At 61.9% G+C, this 12,179-nt stretch carries 12 protein-coding genes; 7 read left to right on the forward strand and 5 right to left on the reverse strand.

From position 1 onward, the window contains the following. The first annotated feature begins 75 nt into the window (after positions 1 to 75). Positions 76 to 1,596 carry an aldehyde dehydrogenase family protein gene (locus tag ABWI03_RS03870; RefSeq protein ID WP_298776843.1) on the forward strand — a complete coding sequence of 507 codons (1,521 nt, stop codon included), beginning with the start codon at positions 76 to 78 and terminating at the stop codon, positions 1,594 to 1,596. 20 nt (positions 1,597 to 1,616) lie between these two features. On the opposite strand, the gene sfnG is transcribed toward ABWI03_RS03870, so the two are convergent. Continuing rightward, positions 1,617 to 2,741 (reverse strand): dimethylsulfone monooxygenase SfnG, encoded by a 1,125-nt coding sequence (gene sfnG, locus ABWI03_RS03875; RefSeq protein ID WP_298776842.1) that lies wholly within the window; start codon positions 2,739 to 2,741, stop codon positions 1,617 to 1,619. A 98-nt stretch (positions 2,742 to 2,839) separates the two neighbouring features. On the opposite strand from sfnG, the gene ABWI03_RS03880 reads away from it, so the two are divergent. Further along, a complete protein-coding gene (locus tag ABWI03_RS03880; protein WP_298776841.1) occupies positions 2,840 to 4,060 on the forward strand; it encodes an SfnB family sulfur acquisition oxidoreductase in 1,221 nt (406 codons plus the stop codon). A 6-nt stretch (positions 4,061 to 4,066) separates the two neighbouring features. Here ABWI03_RS03880 and ABWI03_RS03885 read toward each other — a convergent pair whose 3' ends face one another. Next, positions 4,067 to 4,729, reverse strand: coding sequence for a TetR/AcrR family transcriptional regulator (locus ABWI03_RS03885; protein ID WP_235170519.1), 663 nt, complete (start codon positions 4,727 to 4,729; stop codon positions 4,067 to 4,069). 120 nt (positions 4,730 to 4,849) lie between these two features. Between ABWI03_RS03885 and ABWI03_RS03890 the strand changes: the two genes are divergently transcribed. Continuing rightward, positions 4,850 to 6,244, forward strand: a complete 1,395-nt coding sequence (locus tag ABWI03_RS03890; protein WP_298776839.1) for an MFS transporter — start codon at positions 4,850 to 4,852, stop codon at positions 6,242 to 6,244. A gap of 6 nt (positions 6,245 to 6,250) precedes the next feature. Beyond that, on the forward strand, positions 6,251 to 7,246 hold the full coding sequence (locus tag ABWI03_RS03895) for an ABC transporter substrate-binding protein (protein ID WP_124568094.1): 996 nt from the start codon (positions 6,251 to 6,253) through the stop codon (positions 7,244 to 7,246). On the opposite strand, the gene ABWI03_RS03900 is transcribed toward ABWI03_RS03895, so the two are convergent. After that, positions 7,233 to 8,060: a helix-turn-helix domain-containing protein gene (locus ABWI03_RS03900; RefSeq protein ID WP_298776838.1), complete on the reverse strand. Its 828-nt coding sequence runs from the start codon at positions 8,058 to 8,060 to the stop codon at positions 7,233 to 7,235. The genes ABWI03_RS03895 and ABWI03_RS03900 overlap by 14 nt on opposite strands. A gap of 140 nt (positions 8,061 to 8,200) precedes the next feature. Between ABWI03_RS03900 and ABWI03_RS03905 the strand changes: the two genes are divergently transcribed. Beyond that, positions 8,201 to 8,869 carry a DsbA family protein gene (locus tag ABWI03_RS03905; RefSeq protein ID WP_298776837.1) on the forward strand — a complete coding sequence of 223 codons (669 nt, stop codon included), beginning with the start codon at positions 8,201 to 8,203 and terminating at the stop codon, positions 8,867 to 8,869. Positions 8,870 to 9,017: 148 nt separating this feature from the next. Further along, positions 9,018 to 9,449, forward strand: coding sequence for a MarR family winged helix-turn-helix transcriptional regulator (locus ABWI03_RS03910; RefSeq protein ID WP_095972800.1), 432 nt, complete (start codon positions 9,018 to 9,020; stop codon positions 9,447 to 9,449). 54 nt (positions 9,450 to 9,503) lie between these two features. Here the strand turns inward: ABWI03_RS03910 and ABWI03_RS03915 are convergent, their stop codons facing one another. Further along, positions 9,504 to 10,196: an alpha/beta fold hydrolase gene (locus tag ABWI03_RS03915; protein ID WP_124568092.1), complete on the reverse strand. Its 693-nt coding sequence runs from the start codon at positions 10,194 to 10,196 to the stop codon at positions 9,504 to 9,506. 176 nt (positions 10,197 to 10,372) lie between these two features. On the opposite strand from ABWI03_RS03915, the gene ABWI03_RS03920 reads away from it, so the two are divergent. Next, positions 10,373 to 11,281 (forward strand): AraC family transcriptional regulator, encoded by a 909-nt coding sequence (locus ABWI03_RS03920; RefSeq protein ID WP_298776835.1) that lies wholly within the window; start codon positions 10,373 to 10,375, stop codon positions 11,279 to 11,281. A gap of 2 nt (positions 11,282 to 11,283) precedes the next feature. On the opposite strand, the gene ABWI03_RS03925 is transcribed toward ABWI03_RS03920, so the two are convergent. Further along, the gene (locus tag ABWI03_RS03925) at positions 11,284 to 12,012 is read right to left on the reverse strand and encodes a YdcF family protein (protein ID WP_166812686.1); all 729 of its coding nucleotides are present in this window, start codon (positions 12,010 to 12,012) and stop codon (positions 11,284 to 11,286) included. Between the last annotated feature and the right edge of the window lie 167 nt (positions 12,013 to 12,179).

The raw sequence follows: 12,179 nt of genomic DNA on the forward strand, positions 1-12,179 counted from the left end.
GCATACTGTGACTACCAGCACAGTAAATCACATCACATATATGTGATGCACCGACATGTGGAGGATCTGAAGAACATGACAGAACAGCTCGGCCGCCAGAGCACGTCTACAGATCTGAAATCGGACGATCACACCTTCGCGAGCCTCGACCCTCGCAACGACTCCGTGGTCGCGCAGCACCCCATCGCCGATCAGCAGGCGATCGAGAAGGCGGTCGCCGCGGCGCGAACCGCGTCGAAGTGGTGGGATCAACTCGGATTCCAAGGGCGCCGGAAGGTGCTCGGCAATTTCCGCGCCGCGATCGCCACTCACGCCGAATCGATGGCAGCGATCATCTCCACCGAGACGGGAAAGCCCAGCGACGACGCACTACTCGAAGTCATGCTGGCCGTCGAACATCTCGACTGGGCGGCACGCAACGCCCAGCAAGTGTTGCGCCGCAGACGCGTCGGCGCAGGACTGATCAGCGCCAACCAGTCTGCATCGGTCGGCTACCGGCCGATGGGTGTCGTCGGCGTGATCGGCCCCTGGAACTATCCGCTGTACACACCGATGGGGTCGATCGGCTACGCATTGGCCGCCGGTAATGCCGTCGTCTTCAAACCGAGCGAACTCTCACCCGGTGTCGGCGTCGAATTGGCGCGGTTGTGGAACATCGCCGCACCCGGACATGCTGTCCTGCAGACCATTACCGGTGACGGCAAAACCGGCGCACTTCTGTGTTCGTCCGGTGTCGACAAGATCGCATTCACCGGTTCGACCGCTACCGCGAAGCGCGTGATGGCAGCCTGCGCGGACACCCTCACTCCCCTGGTCGCCGAATGTGGCGGCAAGGACGCCATGCTGGTGGACGCCGACGCCAACCTCGATGCGGCCGTGAGCTTCGCCGCGTTCGGAGCAGTGGGCAACGGCGGACAGACCTGCGCCGGCGTCGAGCGAATCTACGTCGCAGCGCCCGTGTACGACGCTTTCCTGTCCAAACTCACAACCGCGTTACGGGACGCCCACGCCGGTGCCACCGACAGCTCGACCTACGGGCCGATGACGCTGGGAAAGCAAACCGCGATAGTTCGGGGCCAGATCGAAGACGCTCTCGGTCGCGGCGCGAAAGCTGTACTCGGCGGACTTGATTCGTTCAACGGCCCGTTCATCGATCCGATCATCCTGACGGATGTTCCGGAGGATTCCACCGCGATCACCGAGGAAACGTTCGGCCCGAGCGTCGTGGTGAACAAGGTGGCCGACATGAACGAGGGGATCGAGCGCGCCAACGCGTCGAAGTACGGCTTGGGCGCCTCGGTGTTCACCAAGAGTTCGTCGAGGGGGCGAGCGATTGCCGAGAAGCTCGAATGTGGTGTAGTCACGGTCAATTCGGTTCTCGGATTCGCCGGAATCGCCGCCCTGCCATTCGGCGGGGTCGGCGACTCCGGATTCGGTCGAATCCACGGAGCCGACGGACTGCGTGAGTTCAGCAGCGTGAAATCACTGGCCGTTCAGAAGTTCAGCGCTCCGCTGGACCTGCTGACCATCGAGCGAAAAGCTCGGGACATGAAGATCTCTCGTTGGATGCTGGCGAAGCGCCACGCAAAGTCCTGAATCACCAGCGCCCGCGGTGATCAGCCGGCGGTGACGAGCGCATGCTCGTCGCTGCCGGCTGCTTCGAGTTCGCGAACCAGCGGGAGCACCTTGGCCCCGAAGTACTCGATCTCTTCCTGGAAGTGCAGGAATCCGCCGAGAATCAGATCGACACCGCGGCGGCGATATTCGACGATCCGATGGGCGATCTGTTCCGGCGTGCCGATCAGTTGTGAGCGGAAGCCGTCGTTGTACTGGACCAAGTCCTCGAATGTCGAATCCGCCCACATCCCGTCCTTGGACGCGGTCGACGCGCCGGCCTGTTGGACTGCATTCTTGAATCCCTCGACTGCAGGACGGTTCGCCTTGGCGATAATCTCGCGCAGCGTGTCTTTCGCCTCGGCCTCGGTATCGCGGGCGATGATGAACCCGTTGAGCCCGAACTTGACCTCCCGATCGTTCTCACGAGCAACACGACGGACGTCGACCAACTGTTCGGTGACTCCGTCGTAGTCCTTGCCGTTACTGAAGTACCAATCCGAGTAGCGACCGGCGTTCTCACGGGCAGCCGCCGAGTTACCACCTTGGAACAGTTCGGGATTGGGGCGCTCCGGAGTGTTCAGCGGCTTCGGCTTCAACGTGAAGTCGTGAATGCGGTAGAAGTCGCCGCGGAAATCGACGTCGTCCTCGGTCCAGATCTTACGAAGAACCTGAAGGAACTCGGCGCTGCGACGATAGCGCTCGTCGTGCTCGAGCCACGGCTCGCCGAGATGGGTGAACTCGTCCTTGAACCAACCGCTGACGACGTTGACGGCAAATCGTCCATTCGACAGGTGGTCAGCGGTAGCGCCCAGTTTCGCCAACACGGCCGGCTGCCAGAGTCCGGGGTGCACCGCGGCGATGACCTTGAGCTTCTCGGTGGCCAAGAGCAGCGCAAGACTGAAGCTCGTGGATTCGTGCTGGAACTCGGCCCCGTAGCTCGCCTCGTAGCGAACCTGACTCAGGGCGTACTCGAAGCCGTTGTTCTCCGCGGTCTGCGCCAGCTTCTTGTTGTACTCGTAGTCCCAGCTGGTCCGCTGCTCGATGTCGGAGGTGACCAGACCACCACTGACATTGGGCACCCAGTAGGCGAACTTGATCTCGTCGGCGATACGTTCAGTAGACATGAAACCCAGCAAACATGCAGTTCCCAGGGGTTTCCAGGGTAGCGATCACACAGGTTGTAAGTGTTGGGTGGGTGCTGCGACTGTGAAACGGTGGCAGCATGACTGCTGTGGACATTCAGGAGATCGCGCACCGCATCACCAGCGAAGACGAGACACTCTCGGTAGCGTCGCAGCTGTCCGCCGAGTTCGCGGCAGGCGCTGGTGTCCGCGATGCGCAGCGCCTCCTTCCCGAAGACGAGGTCCGCACCCTGGCGCAGTCCGGCCTGCTCGGACTATCCGTGCCGACGGAGTTCGGCGGCATCGACGCGAGCACCGAGACGTTGGCCGAGGTCTTCCGTTTGCTCGCCGAAGGCGATCCCAGCATCGCGCAGATTCCGCACAGCCACTTCACTTTCCTGGAAGCGCTCCGGTACCAGGGGTCGAACGAGCAGAAACAGTTCTTCTACGCCGAGGCGTTGTCGGGTAAGCAGTTCGCCAACGCGCAGAGCGAACGCGGCAACAAGACCATCGACATCGACGGCACCACCCTGACCCCCGACGGGGACGACTTCGTACTCGAAGGTCGCAAGTTCTATTGCACGGGAGCACTTTTCGCGGACTGGATCGTCGTGCGCGCGGCTAATGCCGATCAGTTCACGGAGACCGGCGCTCAAGTGAAGTCCGCGGTCTACCTGCCCCGGAATACTCCCGGACTGTCGATCGTCGACGACTGGGACGGTATGGGGCAGAAGACAACTGCAAGCGGAACCGTGATCCTCGAATCCGTGTCGGTGCCGCGGTTCAATGTCGTCCCCTTCACGTCGCTGTTCTCTCACCCGACCACCTACGGGGCACAGGCCCAGATTCTGCACGCCGCGATCGACACCGGCATTGCATCAGCTGCGCTGCGTGAATCCGTAGAACTCGCCGCAAAAGCGCGTCCGTTCTTCGAGGCGAAAGTCGATACAGCAGTGGAGGATCCGCTGCTCGTTCAACTCGCCGGCGAAGCAGCCATCGAGGTTCGCGCTGCCCGATCCCTCTTGGCGGAAGCGGCGCGATCGATCGACGTGGCGAGGCGAGATCCCACCGAGGACTCCACGGCCCGAGCATCCATCGACGCTGCAACTGCCAAGGTGGTCGGAGCGCGAGCGTCGTTGGCGGCTACGAGCACCCTGTTCGAGATCGGTGGCACTAGAAGCGCGGGTGAATCAGCGAACCTCTCGCGATTCTGGCGTGACGCACGCACACACACCCTGCACGATCCGACGAGGTGGAAGGTCCAACATATCGGCCGCTGGACGCTGTCGGGCACGGTCCCACCGAGGCACGGACTGCTGTAAGCCCACTCAGTCGGAATTCACGTATCCGCTGATCAAGACTTCGAGACCTTCCAGGTAACTCTCGGTCGTCGTCCCTCCCGGCCAGTCCTCGAGCACCTCACTGAGTACCGGCAGCTTCTCGGGCCCGATTTCTCGGATCTTGACCGCGAGAGGTGACACCCTGCCTTCCGGTCGCGCGGCGGTGTCGTAGATGTTGAGCAGTGCGCCGAGTGTGTAGTTCCACAGCGCTCGATAGACCAGCAGAGCGCGACGCGGCGACATGCCGAGTTCGACACACGCGGCCATGGCCCGGTCAACCAAAACCACGGCACCGCTCCCACCACGCCCACCGCGCTGAAGCAGCTCGATGATCCAACGCTCCGATGCGAGTGTTTCGAAGATCGCGGTGAAGATCGTGCGAAGTCGCTCGACCTGATCCTGTGGCAGGACCAGAGAGCCGAGGTCTTGTGAGTACGCGTCGAGAACCGCGCTGATCAGCTGTTCCTTGTCGCCCACGTGCCGGTACAGCGCCATCGGCGTGGTACCGAGCGACTTCGCCAGCGCTCGCATGCTCAGCGCGTCGGCGCCGCCGGACTGAAGTTGCCGTTTCGCCTCTTCGACTATCTGCTCCGACGTGATAGTAGGGGGACGTCCGAGCCGCGGGGATCTCGGTTCCATCTTTTCGGCCATTCGTCGATTGTGCGCGTTCCCGCTACGACGCTCTCCCCCGGGGGAACCCCTTGCATCTCGATCGTCAGCAAGGTAAACCTAACTATTTATGAGAACGCGTATACAAATTAGGTACCTGCAATGACAACAACAACGAGGGCGGTAGCCGCGCCTGCTCTGGTCCTCACCGCCGCCGCGGCAGCGCAGTTCCTGGTGGCATTCGACATGTCGGTCATCAACGTCGCATTGCCGGACATCCAGGAATCGCTGAACTTCTCCGACGCCGGGTTGTCCTGGGTCGTCAACGCGTACGCCCTGGCCTTCGGCGGGCTGCTGCTTCTCGGCGGCCGTCTGTGCGACGTGATGGGCACTCGTCGCGTTCTGGTTTCCGGGCTGCTGCTGTTTGCTCTCGTCAGCATCATCGGGACCTTCTCGGCGTCCGCCGAAATGCTTGTCGGAGCTCGGGCGCTTCAAGGCGTCGGTGCCGCGATGATCGCACCGGCCGGACTCGCCGCCCTCAGTCAGGCCTTTCCCACCGGACGTGCCAGGGCCAAGGCATTCGGCATCGGCGCAATGTCGTCAGCACTCGGCGGCGCACTGGGCGTCGTTCTGAGTGGCATTTTGACCGAAGGACTCAGTTGGCGATGGGTGATGTTCGCCGGCGCACCGGTGGCACTGATCGCCGCAGTTGCCGGTGCCCGTGGCCTGCCGGCCGGCCAGGCCGCCAGAGGCGGCTCCCTCGATCTTCCCGGCGCCATCTTGGCGACGGCCGGAATCACCGCCCTTGTCGGCACCGTCATCGCCACTGAATCACATTCCTGGACTTCGAGTTACGTGCTGGGCGGATTCGCGCTGACGATCGCTCTGCTGACGGCCTTCGTTGTGGTCGAAAGCCGCTGCGCCACACCACTGGTACGACTGTCCACCCTGCTTCGCCCCCGAATCGGTCTGGCCAACGCCATCATGTGCCTGGTGTGTGCGGCACAATTCAGCGCGTTTTTCTTCGTCTCGCTCTTCCTGCAACGTGGACTGGGCTATTCACCGACCACCACCGGCCTGGCTTTCCTGCCCTTCTGCTTCGGCCTGGTGATCGGCATCCTCGCCTCCACCAAACTCCTTCCGCGCTACGGAGTCCGGCCACTGCTCGTCGTCGGAACAGCAGTCGCAGCAGTCGGGACGTTCATCTTCTCGACCATGAACCTCGACAGTCCCTTCTGGGCCGTCATCCTGGTGCCTTCGCTTCTGGCAAGTATCGGCATCGGCCTGTCGTTCATGCCGCTCAGTAACGTCGCCACCGCCGACGCGCCTCCCGAAGAGGTCGGCATGGCATCAGGGCTACTGAGCACGTCGCGTCAGATCGGCGGTTCACTCGGACTGGCCGTTCTCGTGAGCGTCGCTGCTTCCTCGACGGCACGCTCGGGCAGTGCGCCAACCGAAGCACTGGTTTCCGGATACTCCCAAGCCCTTTTCGTCTGCTCCGGCCTCCTGCTGGCCGGCACCCTCCTGTCCTTCTTCTTCCCACGAATGGATCGTTGACCTCAGATGTTCACCACCCGAACCGCATTCGGCATCGTCTCGGCGCTACTCCTCACCGTTGCCGGCGCCAGCGCGTGCAGCAGCTCCGCCGAGTCCGACGCCCCTTCCGCAACTCGCTCCGTCACACACGAACTCGGCACCGTCGAGGTCCCCGCATCACCGCAGCGCATTCTCGCTCTCGACGAGTATGCAGGCCTGAGTGCACTCGCACTCGGCGTGAAGCCCACCGTCGTCTACAGCACCCTGCGATCGGACGTCGCCAAATCGATTCTGCGCGAGCAGGGCGTCGAAGTTCTCGACAAACCGACCTTCTTCGCCAACCCGGCCGTCGAGGAGATCGCGTCGGTCGAGCCCGACGAGATCTTGATGAGCAATGCCGGTCCACTGCCGAGTCTGTTCGCTCAGATCAACGCCGTGGCACCAACCCTCGTCCTCCCCTACTCGGCACCGTGGCGCGACGTGCTCGAACAAGCTGGGGCACAGCTCGATCGAGGCAGCGAAGCAACCGCCATGATCGGAAAGCTGGAATCCGGTCTCGACGACGTCAAGACCGCGGCGGGAGGCCAGAGCCTTGCGATACTGCTCGGCTACAGCGGGAACCTGTTCACCGTGCCACCGACCACTCCCATCTCCACCCTCGTCACCGAGGCAGGATTCACCAGGCCCGTATCGGAAGTCAACGCCACCAACAATCAAGACACCGGCACGATTTCACCCGTCTCACCGGAACTCCTGCCCGAGCATGCGGCGCAGACCGTCGCCGTACTTTCCGGGCAGCAGTACGACGCGTCCGTCGTGCGAAACACTCCGCTGTTCGACAACCTGACACCCGATCCTGCGCACGCTCTGGACGTCAGCGGTGATCTCTGGTTCGGCAGCCATCCCTTCGCCATCTACTGGATCATCCAGGATCTGGACGGCATCGCACATGGCAAGGGGCAGAGCGGAATCGGAACGCTCGACAGCGCCGACGCGCGATGGGCGGCGTTCAGCGCGCTCTGACGTCCTGACGGAAGGTCAGCGGAGAAACACCCACCCGGGTGGCGAAGAATTTGGTGAAGTTCGCAGAATCGTCGAACCCCAGCTTCGACGCCACCTGGGTGACCGTGTCCGTACCGAAAGACAGTAATCGTTTCGCTTCGAGCACCACTCGCTGATCGATGTACTGCTTCGCGGTCATCCCGGCAGCGGATCGGGTAGCTCGCAATACGGTCTTCTCGGAGTACCCGATCGTGTTGGCGTACTCCGAAACCGAACGTACCGAGGCGAAGTCACGTTCGACAGCGGCATGAAACCTTTCGAACACGTCATTGTGTGCCAGCACCGAACTCTGCTCCTGCCCGCCGAGATGGGTCAGTTTCAACAGAATTGCCGTCAGCGTGTGCCGCAGAATCGCCGCGCGAACGGCCGGCGCGGAAGTATCCGGACACGCGTAGTTCAGGTTCAGGTGTTTCATACCCGTGCTGATGGTCTCGAGGTTCTCGCCGGACAACTGCCACGCTGCCTGCCTACTACGAAAGTTTCCGTCCAACAGTTGCTGACTGGCGGCGTCGAGCGAGGAGGGCGTGAACAGAACGACCGTCGCCTCGAAATCCTGGATTCGACCCCACTGTTGCACCTGCCCCGGCCTGACCCAGAACACAGTCCCCGGACTCACCGCATAGTTCACGAAGTCGATGGTGTGTAGCGCCGAACCCTCGGTCACCAGCGCGAGCAAGTGAAACTGCGGACGTTGGGGGCCGATGAACTCTGCGCTTCCCCCATTGACGCGAATGGTGTCCAGGCTGAGAACTTCGATCTCGGTCGCATCCGCCACCGAAGATGCGTACCCGACGTCCCGGACGGGCACTTGTCTGTTTTTCACTAGTTCGGGACTCATCTTCACCGTGACCGAATACCCGAATGCGACATACCGTCAGAGTATCAATCAGTTCACGCTCGGATAGGAATCCTCCAGTGCAGACATCACGCTCGAGAACAGCAGGCAAGACGCAACTCACCTACGTCTTCGACGCCTATTGCGGGTGGTGTTTCGGCTTCGGCCCTGCGTTGACGGAGTTCGTCCGTCGAAATGCCGACTCCGTCGACGTGTCCGTGGTCAGCGGCGGACTGTTCACCGGTGAGCGCGTCGCTCCCATGTCTTCGGCTCCGTACCTGAAAGCAGCCAACGCCGCCATCGCAGCCCAGACCGGCGCCGTCTTCGGTGACGGATATTCACAACTGGTGTCTGACGGACGGTTCGTCATGGATTCGACGGATGCTGCGATCGGACTCGCCGCGCTGCGCGCACAGGACCCGACACGCGCACTCGACGTCGCGGAGGCCATGCAGATCGCTTTCTACCGAGACGGACACAGCCTCTCCGATCCCGAGACCTACCGAGCCATCGCGAAGTCACTCGGACTCGACCCGTCTGCCGCAATGTCCTCCCTGTTCACCACCGCGTCGAAGGACGCCGCCCGCGCCGATTTCGTCCGTGCACGCACGCTCGGCGCCACGTCGTTTCCGACACTGTTGTTCCACGGAAGCGACGGGTCAGTCGTGAAGTTCGGTTCTCCGACCAGTACGGCGGCCGATCTCACCCGCGACCTGAACACGTGCGTGCGGGCGTATGCCGTGGCCTGATCCACTCACTTCCCGAGCGAAAGGTACGTTCAGCGCCGTCAGTGCGCCGAACGTACCGTTCGCTCAGCGCAAGTCCACCGAATTCACACACCCTCCAGTTCTGGTTTGATGAACATCGGAACAAATTGCACCAAGGGGAGGAAAACCTGTGGTTTCAGATCCGATCACCGGCCTGGAGATGGAACTTACCGACATGTGGCAGAAGGGACGTGCGCGCTCGCGAGACGATGCGCGGGCGATTCATCCCAAACTCGACCCCGCTCTGTACCACGTTCTGGTGCTCCTGAGCCGGTCCGACGCCGTTCGGATGGCAGACCTGATCTCGATACTCAACATAGAGAAGTCGACGCTGACCAGGCAGATCGATGCGGCGGCCAGACTTGGTCTGGTCGAACGCATCCCCGATCCCGACGATGCCCGCGCAAAGTTGGTCGCGCTGACACCCGAAGCACGAACGAAGCTCACGACTTACCGCAACCAGCAGATCGACCGTTGGCGTGCTCGCTTGGCCAAATGGGACACCGACGACGTCATCACGCTGACCGCTCTCCTGCGTCGCCTCGCTCAGGCCAAAGACTGACACCGGAGCAGCCGCGCAGAACAGCCGACTCGAATGGCCGGACGCATTACCCCGTCACGACACTTGTGCCGCAGCACGCAGAATCAACTGGGTTACCTCGTGCGGGTGTGACGCCAACGATGCATGACCCGCGTCGAGTTCCTCGATCTCGCGCGCGCCGATGCGCTCTGCCATCCAACGCTCGGTCTCGGGAGGAATCATTCGGTCCTGCCCGGAAACCTGATACCAACTCGGCTTCCCACGCCACGCCGGCGGCCCTGATGGATCCGAGAAGCACTGACCCGCAATGGGTTTCTGCGTCAGCGCCATGACCAATGCCTCGGTATCGTCGAGGTCCTGACTGAAACTCTCCTGAAACTTGTCCGGGGTGATCCACAGGAAGCCCTCGGCGTCCGGCGCAATGTTCGCCGCTCCCGCAGGCTGATCAGTGCGAGCGAAGATGCTCCCCAGACTGTCCCCCTCGTCCGGTGCGAAGGCAGCGATATACACCAGTCCCACAACATTTTCCGCATGACCCGCGCCTGTGATCACCGCACCGCCGTACGAATGCCCGACCAGTAGCGTCGGGCCGTCCATCGATTCGGCCAACTTCCTGGTGCGGTCCACGTCGGCGGCCAGCGAAGTAAGTGGATTCTGAACCGCGATCACCCGATGCCCGGCGTTATGGAGAGTCGGTATGACGTGACGCCAATGAGAACCGTCTCCCCACGCTCCATGCACCAGAACGATGTTTACCTTCTCTGCCATGACCAACTCCTTCAGATACGCAGTGGGAACGAGCACTCCGACAATCGGCAAGCCTCCGAAAACTCGCCTTGCCTGTTACCCACGTTAAGGGGATCCTGGATCAATAACCATGACCAGATTGCCAAGTTTTTATGCAGAAACACCGAAATGTTCGAGACCTCCGGAGTGGCCGACCCATGACGACGACATCCCCACAGCGGTACGTACCCACCACCGACGAGACCCGAACCCGGGACACCCTCTCGCATGTTCTCGAAGTCGTTCACCTTCGCGGCGATCAGATTCATCGCTGCGTCCACAGTGAGAACTTCACCGTGGAGGTGCCGGCGGGAGTACGAGCACTTCACATCGCCGAGCGCGGTGACATAGTGATCAGAACCCACGGAAAGGAACCGATCGAACTCGGTCCAGGGGAACTCGTACTGTTACCCCATGGGCACGCACATACGATCGAGAATGCGGTTCCGGTCCTCCCGAGAACCGAAACACGGTGGCTTTTCGGAACTTTCACACTCGACGACGTTGCGGCTCAGCGACTGCTCTCGGTTCTACCGGACTGCGTCGAACTGCGTCCGACGCAGTCGCCCCCGGTCGAGTGGCTGGAGGTGAGCAGTCGCCTGTTGAGTGAGGAGGTGAACGATCCGAGACCTGGTTCCTCCGTGATGGTTTCCCGAATTCTCGACCTTCTCTTCGTCCAGATACTCAGAGCGTGGGCACGGGCGGACGGCTCGAACGGCGGATGGCTGACCGCCGCAATGGACCCACGAATCGGGCAGGCGCTCGAGGCCGTCCACAACGACCCCTCTCGCAACTGGAGCATCGACGAATTGGCGACACTGTCCACGCTGTCGAGATCGTCTTTCGCGGAGCGATTCTCGCGACTGGTCGGTCAGACGCCCGGCGCTTACATCACCGAACGCCGACTCGACCGCGCGGCCGAACTACTCGTGCAAACTACCGAGCCGGTCGGAACCATTGCGGTAACTGTCGGCTACGAATCCGATGCCGCGTTCAGCCGCGCCTTCCGTCGACGATTCGACGCCTCGCCGTTGAACTGGCGAAAATCCAACTCCCACAATCACTGACGTCAGGTCGCAGCGATTACACCGGCGACCGGGATCCGGCCGAGAACCGCAACGCGGAAATCCACCATCGCGCGTTCCACGTGATTGGCGCTCGAGACCACAACCACGCCGGTCGCGCCTCGATCGGCGAGAATCCGCGCAGAGTTGAGCGCGTTCTCCACCGTCGACCACGACGTTCCTTCTTCGGTGATCCGGCCCGGGTCGACGCCGTTGGCAACCAGCCACTCACGCATCGCCCTGGCTTCCGTCACTCCGGCCTTCGGAGCCCCACCGCTCGTGATGATCGGAGATTGCGGGTACTGACGAGCCAGCTGTAACGCCGCCTGAAGTCGGTCGACCAGCATGGGACGCATCGTGCCGTCATCGAAGAGGCCGGCGCCCAAGACGACGATGTTGGTGCCCACCGGGTTCAGGTCGAGCAGGACGGGCGACTGGCGTGTCAGCGTCTCAGCGCTCGTGCACGCAAGGATGAGGGACCGCACCGGTGTTTGGCACCCACCCACCGTCGACAAGATTCCGTTGACGACCGTTGTCGGTGTGATGTCGGCGCTCGCCGTCGCCGGCGAAAGACCCACCCCAGCTGCGGCGATTACCGAAGCAGCGATCAAACCCTTCGTCACAGACCTGCGAACATTTGCCATGTAGCCGAACCCCCAGATTGTCGATTGTCCAGCCCACGGTAACGAATATTTGGCCGCGATTGCATCATTTGACTCAAATTTACTGTTCACTGACCGTCACACAGACTAAACATAAATATTGGGCAACAATTCGGATTCGAAACCGTCATCTACCAGCATCTCGAATCGACGCGCCCGCCTCATTACCTATCTGAGCAGCAGCGTCACCGAGAAGGTCGACAACGCTGAACGGCAACAATTGGTTGTCCCAGATCACG

Source organism: Rhodococcus baikonurensis, assembly GCF_040489275.1.
GTDB lineage: Bacteria > Actinomycetota > Actinomycetes > Mycobacteriales > Mycobacteriaceae > Rhodococcus_F > Rhodococcus_F baikonurensis.

Excerpts from the sequence above, each read along its gene's own strand:
- ABWI03_RS03870 (WP_298776843.1), top strand. The coding sequence starts at position 76 with ATGACAGAACAGCTCGGCCGCCAGAGCACGTCTACAGATCTGAAATCG.
- sfnG (WP_298776842.1), bottom strand. The coding sequence starts at position 2,741 with ATGTCTACTGAACGTATCGCCGACGAGATCAAGTTCGCCTACTGGGTG.
- ABWI03_RS03880 (WP_298776841.1), top strand. The coding sequence starts at position 2,840 with ATGACTGCTGTGGACATTCAGGAGATCGCGCACCGCATCACCAGCGAA.
- ABWI03_RS03885 (WP_235170519.1), bottom strand. The coding sequence starts at position 4,729 with ATGGCCGAAAAGATGGAACCGAGATCCCCGCGGCTCGGACGTCCCCCT.
- ABWI03_RS03890 (WP_298776839.1), top strand. The coding sequence starts at position 4,850 with ATGACAACAACAACGAGGGCGGTAGCCGCGCCTGCTCTGGTCCTCACC.
- ABWI03_RS03895 (WP_124568094.1), top strand. The coding sequence starts at position 6,251 with ATGTTCACCACCCGAACCGCATTCGGCATCGTCTCGGCGCTACTCCTC.
- ABWI03_RS03915 (WP_124568092.1), bottom strand. The coding sequence starts at position 10,196 with ATGGCAGAGAAGGTAAACATCGTTCTGGTGCATGGAGCGTGGGGAGAC.
- ABWI03_RS03920 (WP_298776835.1), top strand. The coding sequence starts at position 10,373 with ATGACGACGACATCCCCACAGCGGTACGTACCCACCACCGACGAGACC.